Here is a 23,345-nt window from a genome sequence, read left to right on the forward strand (position 1 = left end):
GCATGGACGTCCAGACGCTGCGGCTGTTCCGGGAGGTCGCGGCCGGCGCGACCGTCACCGAGACCGCCGCGCGGGCCCACCTCACCCAGCCGGCCCTGTCCCGCGCCCTCCGGCGGCTGGAGCACGAGGCCGGCGCCGAGCTGTTCCGCCGGTCCGGGCGGGTGCTGCGGCTGACGCCGGCCGGGCACGCGTTCAGGCGGCACGTCGACCTCGTGCTCGACCAGCTCGACCAGGGCCTGCGCGAGGTCGGGGAGATCGTCGCGCCGGACACCGGGGTCGTCCCGCTGGCGTTCCTGCACACCTTCGGCACGTGGCTGGTGCCCGCGGTGCTGAGCGGCTTCCTCGGCGAGCACCCCGGCGCGCGCTTCGAGCTGCGGCAGCACGGCGAGGCCGGGCTCGAGGAAGAGCTCCTCGACGGCACCGCGGACGTCGTCATCACCAGCGGCGACCCCGGGCACCCCCAGCTGCACTGGTCCCGGCTGCTCGTCGAGCCGCTGCGGCTCGCGGTGCCCCCGCGCCACCGGCTCGCCGGGCGGCGGCGGGTGCGCCTCGCCGACGTCGCGGCCGAGACGTTCATCCTGCTGCGCCCGGGATACGCGCTGCGCGAGACGACCGAGCGGCTGTGCGCCGAGGCCGGGTTCGCCCCGCGCATCGGGTTCGAAGGCGACGAGGTGGAGACCCTGCGCGGGCTCGTGACCGCCGGGCTGGGCGTGGCCGTCGTGCCGCTCCCCCACACGGCGGAGTTCCCGGCGCCCCACCTCGAACTGACCGATGTGGACGCCGCGCGCGACATCGGGCTCGCGTGGGCGGCAGGGCGGAATCTTCCGCCGTTGAGCGAAACCTTCCGCCGGCACGTCCTGGCCGCCGCCCCGCGGCTGGTGGCCACCGGCGACGACCGTCCACAAGGGACGATGTGAGAAGTGCCTTACGGGACAGCGGAACCCGTGCTGGTATGACAGGGTGGAGGCATGGTCGCCGCGCTGAGATCCTTCCTGCTGTCCTGGACCTCCGTCACCCCGGTGCTCGGCGTGCTCGTGCTGGCGCTCGCCTGGGGCCGCGACCTCGGCCCGGTCTTCGTGGCCCTCGTCGCCGTCGCGCTGGGGGCGACCGTGCTGGCCGCGGTGCACCACGCCGAAGTCGTCGCCCACCGCGTCGGGGAGCCGTTCGGTTCGCTGGTGCTCGCGGTGGCGGTCACGGTCATCGAGGTCGCGCTGATCGTCACGATGATGGTCTCCGGCGGCCCGGAGGCCGGTTCGCTCGCGCGGGACACCGTGTTCGCCGCCGTCATGATCACGACCAACGGCATCGTCGGCATCTCCCTGCTCGTCGGCGCCCGCCGCTACGGCTCGACGCTGTTCAACTCCGAAGGCAGCGGGGCCGCGCTGGCCACGGTCGCGACGCTGGCCACGCTGAGCCTGGTGCTCCCGGCGTTCACCTCCAGCACGCCGGGACCGGCGTTCTCCCCCACCCAGCTGACGTTCGCGGCGCTGGCGTCCCTGGTGCTGTACGGGACGTTCGTGCTGACGCAGACGGTGCGCCACCGCGACTTCTTCCTGCCGGTGGCGGCGGACGGCGCGGTCAAGGAGGACGACCACGCCGACCCGCCGTCGAACCGCGCCGCCCTGGGCAGCCTGGTGCTGCTGCTGGTGGCGCTGGTCGCGGTGGTCGGGCTGGCGAAGGTGGAGTCACCGGCGATCGAGGCCGGCGTGCGAGCGGCCGGGTTCCCGCAGTCGTTCGTCGGCGTGGTGATCGCGCTGCTGGTCCTGCTCCCGGAGACGCTGGCGGCGGTCCGCGCGGCCCAGCGCGACCGGATGCAGATCAGCCTGAACCTGGCGTACGGCTCGGCGATCGCCAGCATCGGCCTGACGATCCCGGCGATCGCGCTGGCGTCGGTGTGGCTGCCGGGCCAGCTGCTGCTCGGCCTGGGCTCGACCCAGATCGTGCTGCTGGCCCTGACGGTGGTGGTGAGCGTCCTGACGGTGGTCCCCGGCCGGGCGACCCGCCTCCAGGGCGGCGTGCACCTGGTCCTGCTGGCGGGCTTCCTCGTGCTGGCCATCAACCCCTGACGCCGTGTCGTCCCCCTGATCACGCGTGTCGACCCTCCCATCACGAGTGATGCACCTTCAATCACGCGAGAAGCCTCGCCGGGCACGGCCGATGCCCGGTCCGCCCCACGACCGGCAGGCCGCCACCCGTGCGGGAAGGGGCATCGCCCGTGATGGGAGGGTCGACACGCGTGATGGGAGAGTCGACACGCGTGATTGGAGGGTCGACACGGGTCAGGCGGTGGTGACTTCGATGCCGACCACGCAGGTGTCGTCGTCGGTGTCGGCCGTGCTGTAGGTGAGCAGCCTGTCCAGCTGGTGCTCCAGGCCTCCGTCGTGGCCGTCGACCAGGGTGACCAGGCGGGACACCGAGTCCTGGACCGGGCGGTCGCGGCGCTCGATCAGGCCGTCGGTGTAGATCAGCAGGATGTCGCCCTCCGCCAGCTGGAGCTCGTCCTCCTCGTACGCCACGTCGCGGACCGCCCCCAGCAGTGAACCGCGGATCAGCGGCAAGGTCGTCGCCGTGCCGTCGCGGTGGCGGACGATCGGGGGCAGGTGGCCCGCGCGGGCCCAGCGCAGCTTCCGGCGGGCCGGGTCGTAGACCGCCGTCACCGCGGTCGCCGTGACGTGGTCGGTCAGGTGGTAGGCCACCAGGTTCAGCCACGTCAGCAGCTGGGCCGGGCCGGCGCCGGTCGCCGCGAGGCCGCGCAGGGCGTTGCGGAGGCTCACCATGCCCGTCGCGGCGTCGATGCCGTGGCCGGCGACGTCGCCGACGCACAGCAGGACCTCGCCCGTCGGCAGGGCCACCGCGTCGTACCAGTCGCCGCCGACCAGGTGCTCCTTCTCCGCGGGACGGTAGCGGACCGCCGCCCGCAGGCCCGGCATGTCGATCGGGCCCTTCGCCGGCGGCATGATCGCGTGCTGCAGCTGCAGCGCCAGCCGGTTGCGCTCCATCGCCTCCTGCTCGGTCTCGGCCAGCCTGTCCCGCGTGGCCGCCAGCGCCACCTCGGTCCAGTGCTGCGACGAAACGTCCTGGTAGGCGCCCCGGACCGCGACCAGCTCGCCGCGGCCGTCGACGACCGGCTCGGCGACCACCCGGATGTGCCGGGCGACGCCGTCGGAGCGCTGCAGGCGGAACGCCGTCGACGACGGGCGCTTGTGGTGCAGCACCGCCCGCAGGAACCGGCCGATCGCCGGCGCGTCGTCGGGGTGCGCGTGCCCGGCCAGCTCGTGCAGCGACAGCGGTGCGGCGTTCGGCAGCAGGCCGTACAGCGCGAACAGCTCGGTGTTCCAGGTGATCGCGCCGGTCACGACGTTCTCTTCGAAGCCGCCGATGCGGCCCAGCCGCTGGGCGTGCTGCAGCAGCACGGCGAGCTTCGCCGCGTCGTCCTGGATGCGCAGGATCAGCAGCACGTTCCCGGCGAAGCGGGTGACGCTGACGTCGGTGAGCACCGTCAGCGGCACCTGGTCGACCAGGGTCGTGATCGCCATGCTCTCGGCCCGGAACGGCTCGCCGGTGGCGTAGACGCGCTGGATCTTGTCGAGCAAGCCGCTCTCCTCGGCGGCGAGCGGGTACGACTCCAGCAGCCGCGTGCCGACGATCCGGCTGCGCGGGCGCCCGCCCGGGTCGGCGAACCGGACGTTCGCGTGGTGGACGCGGAAGTCGCCGCCGTCCTGGCACGGGGTCAGCAGCACGGCCGGGTCGTGCAGGCCGTCGATGAGGTCCACCAGCTCGCCGAGCACGTCGGCCGCCCGGGCCGGCTCCCGGGTGTCGAGCGTGTACGCGCACAGTTCGGCGAGCGCCTCCAGCTGACGCCGCAGGCGCCCCGGTTCCGCGGGCAACGGGTCGGGCCAGCACATCTCGACGACGCCGATGATGCGCCCGCCGGTCCCGGTCGGCACCGTCACCCGGCCGCCCCCGGCGAAGGTGTGCTGCCCGATCGACGGCAGGCCGGCCCCGGCGAGCGTCGGGCACCAGACGGTGTCGCGCTCGAGCAGCGCGCTGCGGGCGGGCGTCGCCACGCCCGGCGGCACGTACCGCCAGCGCGCCGCCTCCTCGGCCGAGAACCCGGCCGATCCGGCCAGGGTCATCGACCCGTCGGACCCGGCGAGCCACACCGCGACGGCGGTCGCCCCCAGCGGCCGCAGCGCATGGTCCAAAATGGACTCCGCGACGCGCTGGGTGTCCCCGGCCGCGAGCACGCCGCTCTCCGCGGTCCGCAGCCGGACCGCGACCGAATCGCCGGAGTCGTCGGCTCGGGCCAGGAAATCCCGCGCCACGTCGGTCACCCGGTCCGCGGCCGCCTCGCCGACGACGTCCGCGGCGAACTCCAGCGGCGTCATCCCGGCGCGCGCGGCCAGGGTCTCCAGCTGCCGCGCCGCATCGGCGGGCGCGCAGTGCAGGCGCTCCATCAGCACGCCCTTGGCGAGCTCGATCAGGGCACGGCCGTCGGCGACGGCGTGCGCGTGCTCGATCTCACCGCGCAGGCGCGCGACCGTCTCGGCAAGCCGCGCGAGGTTGGCCGACACCTCCACCGGGGGCAGCACAGTCTGCTCTCCGGCGGGCAACCGGTCGTCGCCGATCACGCGGTCACGTGCCGCTTGATGCGGGTGATGAGGTCGTCGGCGTCGACCGGTTTGGTCACGTAGTCGGTGGCGCCCGAGGCGAGGCTCTTCTCCCGGTCACCCGGCATCGCCTTGGCCGTCACCGCGACGATCGGGATGCCCGCGTGCTCCGGCATCGCGCGGATCTTGGCGGTCGCGGTGTAGCCGTCCATCTCCGGCATCATCACGTCCATCAGGATCAGGTCGATGCCGGGGTGCGAGGCGACCGTCTCGACGCCCTTGCGGCCGTCCTCGGCGTGCAGCACCTGCATGCCGTGCAGCTCCAGGATCCCGGTCAGCGCGTAGACGTTGCGCGGGTCGTCGTCGACGATCAGCACCGTCCGCCCGGCCAGCGTGGTGTCGACGTCGGCCGCGCGCACCGGCGCGGCCGGCTCGTCCGGGCGGACCAGCGGCAGCACCGCGCCGGGCTCCTCCGCCGACAGGTGCAGCGCGATCCGCTCGCGCAGTTCGTCCAGCCCGGACAGCACCTCCAGCGACGGCACGTCCGCGCGGGACTGCACCAGCTGTTCGAGCTCGCCGTCGAGCCGGCGGCTGTTGTGCGCGAGCACCGGCACCAGCCGCAGCGCGCTGTCGCCCTGCATCGCGTCGAGGAAGCTGAACGCGGTCCGGTCCGGCAGGTCCAGGTCGAGCACCACGCAGTGGTAGGCGTCGGTGGCCAGCGCCGCGGCCGCCTCCTGCGTGCCCACCGCCGTCACGACTTCGACGTCGGCGGGCGAGAGGCCGATGTCCCGGCTGTCGGCCAGGTCGGCGGCCGCGCTCTCGGCGACGAGCGTCAGCAGGCCGTGCTGGCGTTCCTCGACGACCAGCAGCCGCCGGTGCGCCCGCGGCCCCGAGGCCGGGACGGCGGCACCGGAGTCCGTCACCACGACGGCCGTGCTGGGCGGCTCGCTCGCCGAACCCGGCGCGAAGTCCGGGCGGGCGACCGGCAGCGCGAAGGTGAAGGTGCTGCCCTCGCCGAGGGTGCTTTCGGCGGTGATGACGCCACCGAGCAGCTGGGCGATCTCGCGGCTGATCGACAGGCCGAGCCCGGTGCCGCCGTACTTGCGGCTGGTCGTGCCGTCGGCCTGCTGGAACGCGCCGAAGATCGATTCGAGCTGGTGCTCGGCGATGCCGATGCCGGTGTCGGTGACCCGGAAGGCGACGGCGGGCCCGTGCACGCGCAGCGGCCGGGGCAGCCGCTCCGGGTCCACCGGCTCGATGTGCAGCTCGATCCCGCCGACCTCGGTGAACTTGACCGCGTTGGACAGCAGGTTGCGCAGCACCTGCCGCAGCCGCGAGTCGTCGGTGAGCAGCTCGGGCGGCGAGCCGGGCGCGACGGTGATCCGGAAGTCCAGGTTGCGCTGGGACGTCATCGGCCGGAACGTCGCCTCGACGTAGTCGAGCAGGCCGCGCAGCGACACCTGCTCCGGGGTGACGTCCATCTTCCCGGCCTCGACCTTGGACAGGTCGAGGATGTCGTTGATCAGCTGCAGCAGGTCCGAGCCCGCGGAGTGGATGATGCCCGCGTACTCGACCTGCTTGGCGGTGAGGTTGCGGGTCGGGTTCTGCGCGAGCAGCTGGGCGAGGATCAGCAGGCTGTTGAGCGGGGTGCGCAGCTCGTGGCTCATGTTGGCCAGGAACTCCGACTTGTACTTCGACGCCAGCGTCAGCTGCTGGGCGCGGGCCTCCAGCTCCTGGCGGGCCTGCTCGATCTCGAGGTTCTTCGTCTCGATGTCGCGGTTCTGCGTGACCAGCAGCGCCGCCTTCTCCTCCAGCTCGGCGTTGGAGGACTGGAGTTCTTCCTGCCGCGCCTGCAGTTCCTCCGAGCGGGCCTGCAGCTCCGCGGTCAGCCGCTGCGACTCGCCCAGCAGCTCGTCGGTGCGGGCGTTGGCGACGATGCTGTTGACGTTGACGCCGATCTGCTCCATCAGCAGCTCGAGGAACGCGCGGTGCACCGGCGTGAAGCCGTGCACCGACGCCAGCTCGATGACGCCGAGCACCTGGTCCTCGACGACGATCGGCAGCACGATGAGGCTGGCCGGCACGGTGCTCCCGAGACCGGAGGAGATCGTGGCGTAGCCGGGCGGGACGTCGTCGACCGCGATCGCCCGGCGGCTGCGGGCGGCCTGCCCGACCAGCGACTGGCCCACGCGGAACCGCACGGCCGGGCCGTCTCCGTCGTCCGGGTGGCCGTACGCGCCGACCAGCCGCAGCTCGGGGACCTCGGCGGTGTCGTCGGCCAGGTAGAAGGCCCCGTACTGGGCGTTGACCAGCGGGACGAGCTCGTCCATGACCGCGGCCGCGACCACCGCGAGGTCGCGGCGGCCCTGCATCAGCCCGGTGATCGTGGCCAGGTTGGACTTCAGCCAGTCCTGCTCCTGGTTCGCCCGCGTCGTCTCGCGCAGCGACTCGACCATCGAGTTGATGTTGTCCTTCAGCTCGGCGACCTCGCCGGAGGCGTCGACGGTGATCGAGCGGGTCAGGTCGCCCTCGGCGACCGCGCTGGTGACCTCGGCGATCGCGCGGACCTGCCGGGTGAGGTTCCCGGCCAGCTCGTTGACGTTCTCCGTCAGCCGCTTCCAGGTGCCCGACACGCCTTCGACCTCGGCCTGCCCGCCCAGGCGGCCTTCGCTGCCGACCTCGCGGGCCACCCGGGTGACCTCCGCGGCGAACGCCGAGAGCTGGTCGACCATCGTGTTGATCGTGGTCTTGAGCTCGAGGATCTCGCCGCGGGCGTCGACGTCGATCTTGCGGGTCAGGTCGCCCTGGGCGACGGCGGTGGTCACCTGGGCGATGTTGCGGACCTGCCCGGTGAGGTTGTTCGCCATCGAGTTGACGTTGTCGGTGAGGTCCTTCCAGGTGCCGGCCACGTTCGGCACCCGCGCCTGGCCGCCGAGCATGCCTTCGGTGCCGACCTCGCGGGCCACGCGGGTGACCTCGTCCGCGAACGCCGACAGCGTGTCGACCATCGTGTTGATGACGTCGGCCAGTGCCGCGACCTCGCCCTTGGCCTCGACGGTGATCTTCCGCGAGAGGTCGCCGCGGGCGACCGCGGTGGCGACCTGGGCGATCGAGCGGACCTGGCCGGTCAGGTTGGACGCCATCACGTTGACGTTGTCGGTGAGGTTCTTCCACGTCCCGGACACGCCGCGGACGGTCGCCTGGCCGCCGAGGTTGCCCTCGGTGCCGACCTCGCGCGCCACCCGGGTGACCTCGTCCGCGAACGCGGACAGCTGGTCGACCATCGTGTTGATGGTGTCCTTCAGCTCGAGGATCTCGCCGCGGGCGTCGACGCGGATCTTCTGGGACAGGTCGCCGCGGGCGACCGCGGTGGTGACCTGGGCGATCGAGCGGACCTGCGCGGTGAGGTTGTCGGCCATGACGTTGACCGACTCGGTGAGGTCCTTCCAGGTGCCGGAGACGCCCTTGACGTCGGCCTGGCCGCCCAGCCTGCCCTCGGTACCCACTTCGCGCGCCACCCGGGTGACCTCGTCCGCGAACGCGGACAGCTGATCCACCATCGTGTTCAGCGTGTCCTTGAGCTCCAGGACCTCGCCGCGGGCGGTGACGTTGATCTTCTGCGACAGGTCGCCCTTGGCCACCGCGGTGGCGACCTGGGCGATGTTGCGGACCTGGTCGGTCAGGTTGCCCGCCATGAAGTTCACCGAGTCGGTGAGGTCGCGCCAGGTGCCCGAGACGCCCTTGACGTCCGCCTGGCCGCCGAGGCGGCCCTCGGTGCCCACCTCGCGCGCCACTCTCGTGACTTCGTCGGCGAACGACGACAGCTGGTCGACCATCGTGTTGATGGTGTTCTTGAGTTCGAGGATCTCGCCGCGCGCGTCGACGGTGATCTTCTGGCTCAGGTCGCCCTTCGCCACCGCGGTCGTCACCTGGGCGATGTTGCGGACCTGGTCGGTCAGGTTCCCGGCCATGAAGTTCACCGAATCGGTGAGGTCGCGCCAGACGCCGCCGACGCCGGGGACCTGGGCCTGGCCGCCGAGGCGGCCTTCGCTGCCCACTTCGCGCGCCACCCGGGTGACCTCGTCCGCGAACGACGACAGCTGGTCCACCATCGTGTTGACGGTGTCCTTGAGCTCCAGGATTTCGCCCCGGGCGTCGACGTCGATCTTCTGCGACAGGTCGCCCTTGGCCACCGCGGTCGCCACCTGGGCGATGTCACGCACCTGGGTGGTGAGGTTGCCGGCCATGGCGTTCACCGAATCGGTGAGGTCCTTCCAGGTGCCGGACACGCCGGGGACCTTCGCCTGGCCGCCGAGCTGCCCCTCGCTGCCGACCTCCCGCGCGACGCGGGTGACCTCGGAGGTGAACAGCGAGAGCTGGTCGGCCATGCCGTTGAAGACCGTGGCGATCTCCCCGAGCAGGCCGTCGGCCCCGCCCGGCAGCCGGATGCCGAAGTCGCCGTCGCGGACGGCGGTCAGGCCGGCCAGCAGCCGGCGCAGCTCCTGCTCCCCGGCCTCGCCCACGCCCGAGGCGTCCGTCCCCGCCCCCGGGCGCACGCCGTCGACCATTGCCCCACCCATCCGCCACCCGTTTCCTGGTTTCGCCCGCACCGCTGTGTGCACACCGGATGGCTCAGCATAGTGCAGTTGCACTATGCTGAGCGGCAACGGTTGAGCAACCAGCCGCGCCGGTGTCCACGTGCGCTCCCAGGCGGTGCTCGAAAGCCTTTCCTTCTCCCCCAGGCCATCCGGCCGCATTGACCCGTTCGGCTGAACGTCGCCGCGGGCTCCGGCGGCGTGCGCTCCGGCGCCGCCGCCACGCTTCGGCGCGCCCGGATTCGTGTCCGGTGTGGACACTCCATTGTGGAGCAAGTGGTCCGCCCGCCGGCCGGGTCGCTCGCCCAGCACGTGAGATCCGCGCCCAATCACGCGAGTTCCGTCTCTGAACACGCGAGTCCGGCGTCTGGGGCCGGGATTCGCGTGATTGGAGCCGGAACTCGCGTGATTGGAGGCGGAACCCGCTAGGCGAGCAGGTCCGAGAACCAGGCGCGGATGCGGTGCAGGTAGTCGAGCTGGTGGCCGCGTTCGCGGAGGGAGTGGCCCTCCCGGGGGTAGACGACGAACTCGTGCGGCCGGTCGCCGAGGGCGTGGTGCAGGAGTTCGGCCTGCGACAGCGGGACGTTCGTGTCGTCCTCGCCGTGCACGATGAGGACCGGGGTCGCGATCCGGTCCGCATACGCGATCGGGCTGTTCTCCCGGCCGCCGAGGGCGCGGTCGTAGCGGCCGCACTCCCCGGTCGCGGCGAGCAGCGGCCAGTCGGCGATGCCGGCGTTGACCACGGCCGCCTTGAAGCGGTCCGTCTGCGTGACGGCCCAGGCGGCCACGAACCCGCCGTGGCTCCCGCCGGCGATGCCGAGCCGGTCCGGGTCGGCGACGCCGGCCTCGACGAGCAGGTCGATCCCGGTGAGGAGGTCGGTGAACTCCGCGCCCCCGACGTCGCCGGCGACGCTCGCCGCGAAGGCGTGCCCGTGACCGAGGCCGCCGCGTGGGTTCGGGAGGAACGCCGCGAACCCGGCCGCCGCCAGCCACTGGCCGTTGCGGAACCAGCCGAGCTGGAACCGGTCGGCCCAGCGGTCGTACGGGCCGCCGTGGACCAGGGTGACCAGCGGGAAGGGCCCGTCGGCGCGGGTCCGGCCGGGCGGGAGCACGAGCAGGCCGTCGAGCTCCAGCCCGTCTTCGGCGCGGTAGGACAGCCGTTCCTGGGTGCCCCACCGGATTTCGTGCCGCGGCGGGTCGCCGAGCCGGACGAGCGGACCACCGGGTGGTCCACAGTGGACGGCTTCGGGCTCGGTGGCGGAGCTCCCGACGACGGCGACGCTGTCTCCGCTCGCGCTCAGGTCCAGCAGGCTGCCGGTCGCGCGGCGGAGTTCGGCGAAGGTGCCGCCGTCGGGCTCGAGGCGCCGGATCGTGGTGTCGAGGCCTTCGGCGAACAGGGCCAGCAGCCGGTCGTCGCCTGCCCTGGCCAGCTCGATCGGGCAGACGCTCATCCCGGCGGTGAGGTTCCGGTGGTCGGCGGCGTCGAAGACAGCGCGGCCGCCGATCAGGCCGGGCGGGGTGATGCCGAGGTAGGCCAGGCGCCAGCCGCTGTCGTCGCGCCACCAGGTCAGCGCCTCGGTCTCCAGCGCCGGGACGCCGAGCTCCTGCCGGGCACCGGTGGCGGGGTCGACGAGGTGGAGCCCGGGTTCGTAGAGCCCGGGCTCCCGGTCGGCGACGGACCAGGTGAGCACGGCGAGGGTGTGGCCGTCGGGCCGCAGGGTGGCTTCCACGACGTGACGCGAGCCGAAGTCGCCGAGCGGGCGGACGGCGCGGGCCGAGAGGTCGAGGAGCCAGAGCCGGTCGGGCCGTTCGGCCGAGTCCCACGTGGGGCGGGAACCGGCCGGTCCGCCGCGCACCACGCGCACCCGGGGATCGGCCGTCGTTTCCTTCTCCTCCGGCGCGATGAGCACCACCGCGCCGGAGTCCGGCAGCAGCACGTAGCCGGTGACGCCGGTGGGCCAGTCCGTCAGCCGCTCCGGCTCGCCGGCCAGACCGGCGCGGTACAGCTGCGCCGTCCCGCGTTCGGCGCGGTCGGAAAGGAAGTACACCCCGGCGGAATCGGACCCCCACCGCGGCTCCCGGTCCTCCGCGCCGGCGGCGGCGAACTCCCGGGGCGGCTCGCTCCCGTCCGCGGGCGCCAGCCACAGCCCGCTCACCGGGTGCTCGCCGGGCCTGCCCACCGGCGAACTCGCGAACACCACCCACCGGCCGTCCGGTGAGACATGCGGCGTCTGCGGTACCCACCGGTCGACCACGGCCTCCGCCGTCAGCTTCCCCATGGCGGCCAGTGTGCCCGAAACCGATCAGCTCCGGCCGGTGGGAACCATGGCCAGCAGGCGCTCGTGGTCGCCGGCCTCGCGCAGGACCGGGGCCTCCAGGGTGCCGGCGTCCGGATCGTCCGCGCGCACCGCCGCCAGGAACCGGACCACCGCCCGGGGCTCCGGGAGGACCTCGCCGCCGAGGTGGCACAGCACCGTCGCGCCGGTCGTGTCCTCGATCGCCGCCGCCCAGCCGTGGACCTCGTCCCAGACCAGGGCCAGGTCGTGGTCCGGGAAGCGGGACAGGCGCCAGTCGAGGGCGATGTACGCCGCCGCGGGCGTGCCGACGTCGAGCGTGCACGACTCCAGGCCCACCCCCACGGCCCGGGCCACCGCCCCCACGTAGCCGCGCAACCGCCGCTCGAACGAGAACTCCGTGTCGCGCCCGAAGTCGATCAGAATGCTCAACGCCGCCTCGCTTTCCCCGTCCCGCCGCGGGATCCTCCGCGGTCGCCCGATCGGGTACCCCGGGGCCGGGCCGCTCAATCCCGGCGAACCGGACCGTCAATGTCGTCCATCCGGCGACATCTCACTTGTCATCGAAAGGACGACATGTTAGAACCGGAGTAACCCGACAGAGAAAGGCGAACGACCCCCGTGACCGCATCGATCGAACTCCCGACCGGTTACCAGCACCCCGCCGTCCCCGCGCTGCTCGAGTACCTCCGCGACGTCACCGCCGAGCTCGGCATCGGCCTCGAGTCGTGCACCCTCGACCACGACAGCCCGGTGTCGGCCTACGTCGCACTCGACACCCGGCTGCCGCACTACCCCGACCGCGACGTGGCCCTGCTGTGGGACGAGGAACGCGGCTGGGCGGCGGCGATCGAGACGCACTCGGGCGAGGACCTGATCGTCCTGCGCTACCTGGGCGACGAGGTCGTCCCGTCGCCGCTCCGGGTGGCACGGTTCGTCACCGCGCTGCACGAGGACGACCACACCGTGGGACGGCCCGACCCGGCGCGGCTGCGGCCCGCGGGTGACGCCGGCGCGCTCGCCGCGCTGCTGCGCCGTCCGGCCGCGGCCCGATGACGGCGCCGCTGCCCCTGCCCGAGAGTTTCGCGCTGACGTTCCGCGGCTACGACCGCGAACAGGTCGACGAGCGGATCGACGAGCTCCTCGCCGAGATCCGCCTGCTGACGGCCGACCGCGACGCGGCCGTCGCCGAAGCCGAAACCCTCGCGCGGCAGCTCGAACGGGCCCGCGCCGACCACGCCGAGCTCAGCGCCCGCACCGACCGGCTGTGCCGCACCCCCGCCGATCCGGCCGCCGTCGGCGACCGCGTCCGGCACCTGCTCGAACTCGCGCACGCCGAAGCCGACGGGATCGTCACGACCGCCCGCGAACGCGCGGCGGCGATCGCCCGGGAGGCGGCGGAGGCCGCCGAACAGCGCACCGCCGACGCCCGCGCGCTGGCGTACCGGATCGTCGACGACGCCCGGCGCCGAGCCGACCGGCTGGCCGCGATCGAACGGCGCACCGCCGAGCGGTTGCGGCGCATCGACGCCTTCCTCGCCGACGCCGAATCGGTCCTCGGGGAGCAACCGCCCCTCCGCGCGGTCGCGTGAGCCGCCGCGGCGTCCGCGGACCACTTACGTGAATGAGTCATTTCACGGTGTTCGACGAGCCACGCGGGCCGCCGGTGAGGCAGGATCAACGACGTGACCACCGATCAGGCGGGGGTGCCCGAAGCCCGTCCGGGCCCGGCCTTCCCCGCGCACGAAGCCCGCGTCGACGCCCTGAGACAGCAGCTCACCGCCATCGGCGGTGACACCACCATCCGGCTGGCGAAACGGACGTCCAACCTCTTCCGTTCGCGTGCCGCGGCGAAGCACCCCGGCCTCGACGTCTCCGGGTTCACCCACGTGCTGCGGGTGGACCCGGAAAACCGCACCGCCGACGTCGAAGGCATGGTCACCTACGAGCAGCTCGTCGACGCCACGCTGCCGCACGGCCTGATGCCGCTGGTCGTGCCGCAGCTGAAGACGATCACCCTCGGCGGCGCGGTGACCGGGCTCGGCATCGAGTCCTCGTCGTTCCGCAACGGCATGCCGCACGAATCGGTGCTGGAGCTCGAGGTCCTCACCGGCGACGGCGAGATCGTCGTCGCCACGCCGGACAACGAGCACCGCGACCTGTTCCACGGCTTCCCCAACTCCTACGGCACCCTCGGCTACGCGCTGCGGCTGCGGATCCTCCTGGAGCCGGTGAAGCCGTTCGTGAAGCTGCGGCACGTCCGCCACCACGACCGCGGCAAGTACTTCGCGGCGCTGGGCGAGATCTGCGCGACGAGCGAACACGAGGGCGAGCACGTCGATTTCGTCGACGGCACGGTCTTCGGCCCGGACGAGCTGTACCTGACCCTCGGGACGTTCACCGACACCGCACCGGCCACGAGCGACTACACCTGGCTGGACATCTACTACCGCTCCATCCAGCGGCGCGAGACCGACCACCTCACCGTCCGGGACTACCTCTGGCGCTGGGACACCGACTGGTTCTGGTGCTCGCGCGCGTTCGGCGTCCAGCACCGGCTGCCGCGGCTGCTGCTCGGCCGCCGGTTCCTGCGGTCGTCGGTGTACTGGAAGGCCGTTGCGCTCGACCGCCGGTTCCGGATCGCCGAGCGGCTGCTGAAGCTCCGGCGGCTGCCGCCGGAGGAGACGATCGTGCAGGACATCGAGGTCCCGCTCGACCGGGCCGCGGAGTTCCTCGAATTCTTCGAACGCGAGATCCCGATCAGCCCGGTCTGGATCTGCCCGCTGCGGCAGCGGCCCGGCGGCGTCCGCTGGCCGCTGTACGAACTGGATCCGCAGCAGCTGTACGTCAACTTCGGGTTCTGGTCGGCCGTGCCGCTGGACCCCGGCGAGCGCGACGGCGTGCACAACCGGATGGTCGAAGCCGAGGTCACCCGGCTCGGCGGGCACAAGTCGCTCTACTCCGACAGCTTCTACACCGAGGACGAGTTCTGGCGGCTGTACAACGGCGACGCCTACCGGAAGCTCAAGCGCGCCTACGACCCGCGCGAGCGGCTGCTCGGCCTCTACGAAAAATGCGTCCGCCGCCGGTGAAAGGAACGAACGTGACCCAGGAAAGCATCACCGTCGGCGCCGTCTTCGAGCGGCTGCTCGGACCCCGCGCCGAGGTGTCGATCACCGCCTACGACGGCAGCCGCAGCGGCCCGGCCGACGCCCCGGTGGCCATCGAGGTGCGCTCGCCGCTGGCGCTGGACTACCTGATGTCCTCCCCCGGCGACCTCGGCCTCGCCCGCGCGTACGTCGCCGGCGCGCTCGACGTCAAGGGCGACCTCTACACGGCGCTGCGCGCGCTGGCCGCGCAGGTCGACCAGCTCACCCCGGCCGACCGGCTGTGGCTGCTGCGCAAGCTCGGCCCGCGCCACCTGCGGGTGGTCAAGCCACCGGCCGAGGAGCACCCGAGCCGGTTCCGGCGGGGGCTGACCGCGCTGCGGCACTCGAAGGAGCGCGACAGCGAGGCCATCGCCAGCCACTACGACGTGTCCAACCGGTTCTACGAGCTGGTCCTCGGCCCGTCGATGGCCTACACGTGCGCGGTCTTCCCGCACGAGGACGCCACCCTGGAGGAGGCGCAGGCGCACAAGTTCGACCTGGTCTGCAAGAAGCTCGGCCTCCAGCCCGGGATGAAGCTGCTCGACGTCGGCTGCGGCTGGGGCGGGATGGTCGCGCACGCCGTCCGGCACTACGGCGTCGAGGCCATCGGCGTCACCCTTTCACGTGAACAGGCCCAGTGGGCGCAGAAGAACATCGTCGCGCTCGGCATCGCCGACCGCGCCGAGATCCGCCACCAGGACTACCGGGACGTCACCGAGACCGGTTTCGACGCGATCTCCTCGATCGGCCTGACCGAGCACATCGGCGCCCGCAACGTCCCCGGCTACTTCCGCTTCCTGGCCGGCAAGCTCAAGGCGCACGGGCGGCTGCTCAACCACTGCATCACCAACCCGGACACCAGCGTCGCGCACCGCTCGCGCGGGTTCATCGACCGCTACGTCTTCCCGGACGGCGAGCTCGAGGCACCCGGCGAGCTGATGACGGCCATGCACGACGCCGGGCTGGAGGTGCGCCACGCGGAGAACTTCCGCGAGCACTACGCGAAGACGCTGGCCGGGTGGTGCGCCAACCTCGACGAGCACTGGGACGAGGCCGTCGCCGAGGCCGGCGCCGGGCGCAGCCGGGTGTGGGCGCTCTACCTCGCGGCCTGCCGGCTGGCCTTCGAACGGCGCGAGATCGAACTGCACCACATCCTGGGCGTGCGGACCGACAGCGAGGGCGGAATGGGCATGCCGCTGCGACCCGATTGGGGAGTTTGACCACCGGGGGTGGCCACCGCGGACCGGCAATGGAAGGATGGGGGTCGAGACCGGGTGTCCGAACGGGGCGCCCAGGCTCACTACAAAGAGTAGGTATTGGTATGGCTCAGGGCAGTGTCAAGTGGTTCAACGGCGAAAAGGGCTTCGGCTTCATCGCGCAGGATGGCGGGGGTCCGGACGTGTTCGTCCACTACTCCGAGATCCAGGGCAGCGGCTTCAAGTCGCTCGACGAGGGTCAGCGCGTGGAGTTCGAAATCGGCCAGGGCCAGAAGGGCCCGCAGGCCCAGCGCGTCAGCGTCATCTGAGCCACGAGGCAGCCTGAGGCCCTCGCCCCGGTTCCGGGGCGAGGGCCTTTCTCGTGCGCGGCCACACTGCGGATTCACAACGGTCGGGTAACGTGGGTGCGGACGAGAGCACATCCCGTATCCCGGCGTCCGGCCGGTTTCACTCTCGCACCGTGGCCTCGAGGCCGATCGCCGGCAGGAGCGGCGACCCGCCCGGTCACCTTCCGACCGCTGACCGCCGGGTGTTCCCGCCCCCGGCTCTCCCGCGCCCCCGCGCGGCGTAGACCTCGAAACGAGTAGTGCATGACCGCCTCCGTGAAGGCCCGTCCGGCGCCGAAACCCGTGCTCTCCGGCAAGCAGACCATCCCCGAGCTGATCACCATCCGCACGTTCCTGCTGGTGCCGTTCCTGGCACTGGCCGTCGCCGTCCCGGTGTTCTGGGGCTGGGGCATCAGCTGGGTCGACCTCGCGATCGGCGGCGCGTTCTTCGTGGTGTCGACGCTCGGGGTCACCGTCGGCTACCACCGCTACTTCACCCACGGCTCCTTCCGCGCGAAGCGGGCCCTGCGGATCGCGCTCGCCATCGCCGGCGGGCTCGCCGCGCAGGGCCCGGTGATCGGCTGGGTCGCCGACCACCGGCGGCACCACGCCTTCTCCGACCGCGACGGCGACCCGCACTCGCCGTGGCTGTTCGGCACCTCGCCGGTGGCGCTGGTCCGCGGCTTCTGGCACGCGCACATGGGCTGGCTCTTCGGCCGCGACAAGACCAACGTCGACCGGTTCGCCCCGGACCTGGCCGCCGACCGCGACCTGCGCGTCGTCGACCGGCTCTTCCCGCTGTGGGTGGTGCTGAGCCTGCTGCTCCCGCCGCTGCTCGGCGGCCTGATCACGCTGTCGTGGTGGGGCGCGCTGACCGCGTTCCTCTGGGCCGGGCTGGCCCGGATCTCCTTCCAGCACCACGTGACGTGGTCGGTGAACTCGATCTGCCACATGATCGGCGAACGCCCGTTCGCCAGCCGCGACCGCTCGGCGAACTTCTGGCCGCTGGCCATCCTGTCGATGGGCGAGTCCTGGCACAACACCCACCACGCGGACCCGACGTCGGCCCGCCACGGCGTGCTGCGCGGCCAGCTCGACGTCTCGGCCAGGGTGATCTGGGTGTTCGAGAAGCTGGGCTGGGCGTGGAACGTCCGCTGGCCGACGGCGAAGCGCCTCGCCGCGCTGGCCCGATAACGAGCGAAAGTCCTTGCCCGCGGCGGCCGGGCCGGGTGATCTTGGCAGGATGGACACCGTCGCGCTGACCTTCGACGACGGCCCGTACCCCGAGACGACGCCGGCCCTGCTGGCCGCGCTCGGCGGCACGCGGGCGACGTTCTTCCTGTGGGGCGAGCACGCCGCGGCCCACCCGGACCTGGTCCGGGCGATCGCCGCGGCCGGGCACGCGATCGGCAACCACACGTGGACGCACCCGCACCTGACCACGCTGGCCGACCCCGCTGCCCGCGACCAGGAGGTCCGGCGCACGCAGGACCTCCTGACCCGGCTGACCGGCATCCGCCCGGCGTTGTTCCGGCCGCCCTACGGCGACACGGACGCCTCGGTCGCGGCGACCCTGGCCGCGCACGAGCTCACCGAGGTGCTGTGGACCGTCGACACCCGCGACTGGGCGGGCTGTTCCGCCGACGAGATCGTCGCCGCGGCCGCGGCCGCGCAGCCGGGCGGCGTCGTGCTGATGCACGAAGGCCGCCCGGCCACGGTGGACGCGGTGCCCCGCATCCTCGCCGCACTCACCGCACGGGGACTGCACCCCGGTCCGGTCGGGGGTTGAGGGCGAAGTACGCCGGCTTCGGGCGCAGGTTCTCGTCGAACAGGCAGGCCGCGCCTTCACCGGGGAAGACGTCCGGGACCCACGAGTGCCGGTCGGTGAAGCCCCAGGTGGTGAACTCGACGCACTTGCGGACCGCGTGGCAGCCGTCCCACAACTGGCCGAAGTAGCTGGCCTGGGTGGCGAGCTTGGCCGCGTCGGGCGGGGTCGGGATCCGGACGTCGGCCTCGGTGACCGCGGTCTCCACGCCGATCTTGGCGAAGCGGGCCAGGTTCTCGCGGTACTGGCCGGGGAAGCCGTACTGGATCGACAGGTGGCCCTGGATGCCGACGCCGTCGATCGGCACGCCCTGCTTCCGCAGCGTCTTCACCAGGTTGTACACCGCGTCGCTCTTCGGGTTGATCCCTTCGATGTTGTAGTCGTTGATGTAGAGCTTCGCGCGCGGGTCGGCGGCGTGTGCCCAGCGGAAGACGTCGGCGACGAAGCCCTCCCCGAGCTTCTGGTGGAAGACCGTGTCACGCCAGGTGCCGTCCTCGTTGAAGATCTCGTTAACGACGTCCCAGGCGCGGATCTTTCCCTTGTACCGCTTGACTTCCGTGGTGACGTGGTCGCGCAGGACCCGGCGCAGCTCGTCGGCGGGCAGCGCGCCGACCCAGTCCGGGAGCTGGGAGTGCCAGACCAGCGTGTGGCCGCGGACGGTCTTGTGGTGCTTCTGCGCGTACTGGACGATGGCGTCCGCGCCGGACCAGTCGTACTGGCCACGGACCGCTTCGATCGTGCCCCACTTCATCTCGTTCTCGGGGGTCACATTGTCGAATTCCCGGGTCAGCACCGCCCGGTAATCGGTTTCCGAGGCCAGATAGGCCGCGGCCACCGCGCTGCCGACGTACCGGTTCGTGGTGTATTGCAGCGGCACCGAAGCCGGTGCCGCCGAAGCGGCCGGCGCCTGCCACGCGGCAATACCCATGACGGCGGCGACCGTCGCAAGGACGCATTTCTTAGGAATTCTTCCCGGCATCTTCATCCTCCACGAGACAATGGTGCTCACGGTGCTCCGAAAGTTTCCAACCATTTCAAATCAGGTTTCGATGACCTAGAATCTCCTTCATGACAACGAAGTCTGACGAGCTCGAGCCGTCCGAGTCGCGGGTGACCATCGCCCGGATCGCCGCCGAGACCGGTGTCTCCGTCCCGACAGTTTCGAAAGTGCTGAACGGCCGACCCGACGTCGCCGAAAGCACCAGAGCCCGCGTCGAAGCCGTCATCGGGAAATACGGGTACCGGCGCCGTGCCGACGAACGATCCCGCCGTTCCCGGCTGCTGGAGCTGATGTTCCACGAACTCGAAAGCACGTGGGCCCTTGAAATCATCCGCGGGGTGGAGTGCGTGGCCCGCGAAAACGGAATGGCTGTCGTGCTGGCGGAATCGTCGGGCCGGCACACGCCCGGGCAGAGCTGGCTGGAGAGCGTCCTCGCCCGGCGGCCGGTCGGCATCGTCTCGGTCTGCTCGGACTTCACCGGCGGGCAGCTGGCGAAGCTCCGGGCCCGGGACATCCCGCTGGTCGTGGTCGACCCGGCGGGCGCGCCCGGCCCGGAGACGCCCTCGATCGGGGCCACGAACTGGCAGGGCGGGCTGACGGCCACCCGGCACCTGATCGAGCTGGGCCACCGCCGGATCGCGATGATCGGCGGACCGGAAGGGGTGCTGTGCAGCCGGGCCCGGATCGACGGCTACCGCACGGCACTGGAGACGGCCGGGCTGGCGTTCGACCCGGCCCTGGTGCGCCGCGGCGACTTCCACGTCCGCGCCGGCTATCGGGAACTGGCTTCACTGCTCACCCTCCCGGACCGGCCGACGGCGGTGTTCGCCGGCAGCGACCTGCAGGCACTCGGCGTGTACGAGGCGGCCCGCGACGCGGGACTCCGCATCCCGGACGACCTTTCGGTGGTGGGCTTCGACGACCTGCCGATCGCCCGCTGGCTGACCCCCGAGCTGACCACGGTCCGCCAGCCCCTGCAGGAGATGGCGGCGGCCGGCGCCCGGCTGGCGATTTCGCTGGCCCGCGGGGTGGATCCGGAGAGCCATCGCCTGGAGCTGGCGACCAGCCTGGTGGTCCGCCACAGCACGGCCGCCCCGGCGCACCGCGGTTACCGGGTGCTGACCGGCGGAGCGCGGTAGCGGACGAAGCTGATCCACGGCCGGCGGGCGCGGCGCCGGCGGTCGATCGGCGGCTGCTCGGCTCCGAAACTGTCGGTGCTCACCGGTAGAGTGGAAACCGGGGGGCGCCCCCGGCGGCCACGCCCTCACGACAGCCATCCCTTCACCACGGCCATGCCCTTCACCACGGCCACCGCATGCTTTCCGGCGGCCCCAGGTAGCTCGCCCGCAGCCCACCCGTGTCGACCACCAGTTTCTGCACGATCACCGCCGGGTCCACCATCCAGAACTTCAGCACGTGCAGGCCCGCCGCCGCGATCGTGTGGCGCGTCGACGTCAGGTTCACGTTGTCCGAAGTGGTCCGTTCCCACTGCCGGTTCATGGCCGTGTCGTCCGCCCCGGTCGCCTTCGTGATGTTCACGACCTGCGGTTCCGCGTCGTCGAACGAGACCGCGTACCGCAGGCCGTCGCCCGCGAGCACGTTGCTGCGCGGGGACAGGTACGCCCACACCGTCACCGGTCCGGTCGTGAAGAGCGTCATCCGGTACTCCAGGCGCGGCCCCGCTCCCGGTGCGCGGCTCGCCGCCGTCACCGGGAACGGGGTCATCCCCGCGCCGGTTCGTCCGATGTCCGCGATGCGCCGCCAGCCGACGTCCGCCGCGCCGACGGTGGCGCTGCGGTGCTCGGCCTCCATCGACACGTACCCGCCGGCCTCGACGAACCCGCGGACCGGCCCCGCCGGCTTGCGCACCACGGCGTCCACCACGACCGAGCTCCCCGCGCCCGACACCGTGATCGGCACGGTCGTGGTGCCCTTCGGGGCCCGGTTCCAGTCGATCCGGACGGTCATCCGCAGCTCCTCGGTGACCCGGCCGCCGCGCGGCTCGACCTGCACCCACGGCGCACCCGGCGAAACGGTGCAGCGGAACGGGGTCCGGCCGCGGTTGAAGACGTCGATGTACTGCGGTGGCGCGCTCTGGTACGGGCTGAACTCCGGCAGCACCGGCCGGCCCGCGGCGCCGGGCCACGCGTCCGCCGAGCCGTCGATCGCGACCCCCAGCGCGGCCGCGGCCGGCAGGTCGACCCGGCGGACCGCCGGGAAGATCACGTCCGGCAGCGCCACGTTGTCCTTCTCCGGCTGCTGCCACGGTGCGTTCGGCCCGTAGCGTTCGACGTCGCCGTAGTCGATGTGGGGCTGGGTCTGGAACCCGTTCCACTTCCCGCCCGCGATGCCGGTGTTGTACTTCGCCGCCAGCGCCAGGTCGTCGGCGAAGCGGGCCTCGGTGACGGCGGCCAGCGCGTTCGCCGAGGCCCGGCCCTGCGTCACGTACAGCAGGTTCGTGAACTCCGCACGCCGCAGGGCGTACAGGTTCGCCGTCGCCTGGGTCGCGTACAGCACCAGCTCGTAGAACGCGTCCCGGTAGGCCGCGGGCAACCGGGCGGAGATCTTCAGCGCCCGTGCCGAGAGGTCCTGCCACTCGTCGGTGACCCGGTCCAGCTCGCGGTAGTTGACCAGGCTGAACGGCGTCATCTGGTCGTCGTAGGTGATCGTGCCGGCGGCGTCCACGGTGATCCGGCGGTTGAGCAGCTCCGGCTTGCGGCGGGACTGCAGCCGCCCGTAGTCGTGCAGCACCCCGGCGATCTCCGCCGCCAACGCCGCGCCGAAGTTCTCCGCGGCGAACGCACGTTCCCATGTGGACAGTCGCTCGGCCGGCAGCGCGGCGGGATCCCAGGCGTAGTCGAGGAAGAACTGCAGCGGCAGCTCGTTGCCCTTCATGTCGCCGACGTTCGCCACCCACAGGCGGTCGTTGCCGTAGGCGTAGGCCTGGTGCAGCTGCTCCCACGTGTTCGCCAGCAGCGCGGTGTCGACCCACTTGTAGTTGCGCCCGCCGCCGACGTAGTCGAAGTGGTAGTAGAGCCCGTAGCCGCCCGGGTGCGGCGGCAGGGACAGGTCGGGCATCTTGCGGATGTTGCCCCAGTTGTCGTCGGTGAACACGACGATGACGTCGTCCGGCGGGCGCAGGCCCTTCGCCCAGTACCGCTGGACTTCCTTGTAGAGCGTCCACACCTGCGGGACGTCCGTCGAAAGCTCGCGCGCCAGGATCTCCCGCTCGGTCGCGATGATCTCCCGCATCAGCTCGATGCCGTCGCCGTCGGGCAGGCCGACGTCGCCGTTGCCGCGCATGCCGAGCGTGACGACGCCTTCGAAGTCCTCGCGGACCATCCGGCGGATCCCGTCGGTCCAGTAGGCCTTGATCGCCTCGCCGTTGCGCCGGAAGCTCCACTCCCCCGTGCCGCCGTACGGGTCGTGGCCCGGGGTCGTGATGTTCCCGGCCGCGTCGCGGACCGCGGGCACCGCGTGCCGGTTCCACTCCTCGATGCCGCGCATCATCGGCGCCTCGTGCGAGGTGCCCATGACGATGCCGTACTCCTTGGCGGTGGCGTGGTTGAGCGGGTCGTCCTCGGCGAACGCGCGCCCCCACACCGCCGGCCAGAGGTAGTTGGCCCGCAGCCGCAGCATGGTCTCGAAGACCTTGGCGAAGAACAGGTGGTTGAAGCCGTTGGGGAAGCCCGGCGCCTTGCCGGGCCCGAAGTACGCGGGCGCCCAGGTGCCGAGCGCCGGGTTCTCGTCGTTGATGAAGAACCCGCGGTACTTCACGTGCGGGGTGCCGAGGCTGAACCGCTCCCCCGGCAGGTGCAGCTCCGCCTGGCGCCGCGGCGGCACGTCCGCCCACCAGTACCAGGGCGAGACGCCGATGCGCCGGGACACCTCGTAGACGCCGTAGATCACGCCGCGCTGGTCACTGCCGGTGAGCACCAGCCGGCCGTCGACGACCTGGCTCAGCGACGTCTCCCACTTCCCGGCGATCCCGGTGACGTCGAGCTTCCCGGCCGCGACGAGGTCGTCGACCAGCGGGCTGTGGCCGAGGGTGCCGACCAGCACCACCGGGCCCCGCGCGGGCACGACGTCGAACGACACCGCGGGCCGCACGCCCGTGACGCGCTCGATGTCGGCGGCCAGGTCGCCCACGACCCGTCGGACGCCGGGGAAGTCACCCGAGCCGACCACGATCGTCGCGGCCTTTCCCCGCGACGCCAACGGGAACCCGGTGCCGGCTTCGGCGAGGCCCGGGAGGGCCACGGAACCGGCGCCGGCCAGGGCGAGCAATTGGAGGAAGGTACGGCGGTGGACCTCGGACGGCACGGCAGA

General features: G+C 72.1%; 16 protein-coding genes. 10 read left to right on the top strand and 6 right to left on the bottom strand.

What is annotated here, in order from left to right; genetic code table 11:
- Positions 1 to 2 precede the first annotated feature (2 nt).
- Together BLW76_RS26865 and BLW76_RS26870 are read left to right on the top strand one after the other, a co-directional pair.
- Complete coding sequence (locus BLW76_RS26865) at positions 3 to 917, top strand: LysR family transcriptional regulator (RefSeq protein ID WP_091312222.1); 915 nt, start codon at positions 3 to 5, stop codon at positions 915 to 917.
- Positions 918 to 968: 51 nt separating this feature from the next.
- The gene (locus BLW76_RS26870) at positions 969 to 2,066 is read left to right on the top strand and encodes a calcium:cation antiporter (protein ID WP_091312224.1); all 1,098 of its coding nucleotides are present in this window, start codon (positions 969 to 971) and stop codon (positions 2,064 to 2,066) included.
- 213 nt (positions 2,067 to 2,279) lie between these two features.
- Here the strand turns inward: BLW76_RS26870 and BLW76_RS26875 are convergent, their stop codons facing one another.
- The 4 genes from BLW76_RS26875 to BLW76_RS26890 all read right to left on the bottom strand — a co-directional run bounded on the left by BLW76_RS26875 (position 2,280) and on the right by BLW76_RS26890 (position 11,931).
- On the bottom strand, positions 2,280 to 4,631 hold the full coding sequence (locus BLW76_RS26875) for a SpoIIE family protein phosphatase (protein ID WP_091312227.1): 2,352 nt from the start codon (positions 4,629 to 4,631) through the stop codon (positions 2,280 to 2,282).
- A complete protein-coding gene (locus tag BLW76_RS26880) occupies positions 4,628 to 9,178 on the bottom strand; it encodes a HAMP domain-containing protein (RefSeq protein ID WP_091312230.1) in 4,551 nt (1,516 codons plus the stop codon). The genes BLW76_RS26875 and BLW76_RS26880 overlap by 4 nt, the downstream gene beginning before the upstream one ends.
- 452 nt (positions 9,179 to 9,630) lie before the next feature.
- Positions 9,631 to 11,484 (bottom strand): S9 family peptidase, encoded by a 1,854-nt coding sequence (locus BLW76_RS26885; protein WP_091312232.1) that lies wholly within the window; start codon positions 11,482 to 11,484, stop codon positions 9,631 to 9,633.
- Positions 11,485 to 11,508: 24 nt separating this feature from the next.
- The gene (locus BLW76_RS26890) at positions 11,509 to 11,931 is read right to left on the bottom strand and encodes a DUF6292 family protein (RefSeq protein WP_091312234.1); all 423 of its coding nucleotides are present in this window, start codon (positions 11,929 to 11,931) and stop codon (positions 11,509 to 11,511) included.
- A gap of 189 nt (positions 11,932 to 12,120) precedes the next feature.
- Here BLW76_RS26890 and BLW76_RS26895 point away from each other — a divergent pair, with 189 nt between their 5' ends.
- The 7 genes from BLW76_RS26895 (at position 12,121) to BLW76_RS26925 (ending at position 17,980) form a co-directional block, all read left to right on the top strand.
- The gene (locus BLW76_RS26895) at positions 12,121 to 12,555 is read left to right on the top strand and encodes a DUF6292 family protein (RefSeq protein WP_091312237.1); all 435 of its coding nucleotides are present in this window, start codon (positions 12,121 to 12,123) and stop codon (positions 12,553 to 12,555) included.
- Positions 12,552 to 13,091, top strand: coding sequence for a hypothetical protein (locus BLW76_RS26900; RefSeq protein ID WP_091312239.1), 540 nt, complete (start codon positions 12,552 to 12,554; stop codon positions 13,089 to 13,091). Before BLW76_RS26895 ends, BLW76_RS26900 begins: the two co-directional genes overlap by 4 nt.
- Positions 13,092 to 13,184: 93 nt before the next feature.
- Entirely contained in the window at positions 13,185 to 14,591 is a 1,407-nt protein-coding gene (locus BLW76_RS26905) for an FAD-binding oxidoreductase (protein ID WP_091312243.1), read from the top strand.
- On the top strand, positions 14,573 to 15,868 hold the full coding sequence (locus tag BLW76_RS26910; RefSeq protein WP_208613393.1) for a class I SAM-dependent methyltransferase: 1,296 nt from the start codon (positions 14,573 to 14,575) through the stop codon (positions 15,866 to 15,868). The genes BLW76_RS26905 and BLW76_RS26910 overlap by 19 nt, the downstream gene beginning before the upstream one ends.
- Before the next feature lie 101 nt (positions 15,869 to 15,969).
- Complete coding sequence (locus tag BLW76_RS26915; protein ID WP_004558414.1) at positions 15,970 to 16,173, top strand: cold-shock protein; 204 nt, start codon at positions 15,970 to 15,972, stop codon at positions 16,171 to 16,173.
- 282 nt (positions 16,174 to 16,455) lie between these two features.
- Positions 16,456 to 17,385: an acyl-CoA desaturase gene (locus BLW76_RS26920; protein WP_091312248.1), complete on the top strand. Its 930-nt coding sequence runs from the start codon at positions 16,456 to 16,458 to the stop codon at positions 17,383 to 17,385.
- A gap of 49 nt (positions 17,386 to 17,434) precedes the next feature.
- Positions 17,435 to 17,980 (top strand): polysaccharide deacetylase family protein, encoded by a 546-nt coding sequence (locus BLW76_RS26925; RefSeq protein ID WP_091312249.1) that lies wholly within the window; start codon positions 17,435 to 17,437, stop codon positions 17,978 to 17,980.
- Here the strand turns inward: BLW76_RS26925 and BLW76_RS26930 are convergent.
- Positions 17,940 to 18,944 (bottom strand): endo-1,4-beta-xylanase, encoded by a 1,005-nt coding sequence (locus BLW76_RS26930; protein ID WP_091312252.1) that lies wholly within the window; start codon positions 18,942 to 18,944, stop codon positions 17,940 to 17,942. The genes BLW76_RS26925 and BLW76_RS26930 overlap by 41 nt on opposite strands.
- A gap of 140 nt (positions 18,945 to 19,084) precedes the next feature.
- Here BLW76_RS26930 and BLW76_RS26935 point away from each other — a divergent pair, with 140 nt between their 5' ends.
- A complete protein-coding gene (locus BLW76_RS26935) occupies positions 19,085 to 20,155 on the top strand; it encodes a LacI family DNA-binding transcriptional regulator (protein WP_091312254.1) in 1,071 nt (356 codons plus the stop codon).
- A 160-nt stretch (positions 20,156 to 20,315) separates the two neighbouring features.
- Here the strand turns inward: BLW76_RS26935 and BLW76_RS26940 are convergent, their stop codons facing one another.
- Positions 20,316 to 23,339 (bottom strand): glycosyl hydrolase 115 family protein, encoded by a 3,024-nt coding sequence (locus BLW76_RS26940; RefSeq protein WP_091312256.1) that lies wholly within the window; start codon positions 23,337 to 23,339, stop codon positions 20,316 to 20,318.
- Positions 23,340 to 23,345: the final 6 nt, after the last annotated feature.

The organism is Amycolatopsis tolypomycina (genome assembly GCF_900105945.1).
In the GTDB taxonomy this organism is placed as follows: Bacteria; Actinomycetota; Actinomycetes; order Mycobacteriales; family Pseudonocardiaceae; genus Amycolatopsis; species Amycolatopsis tolypomycina.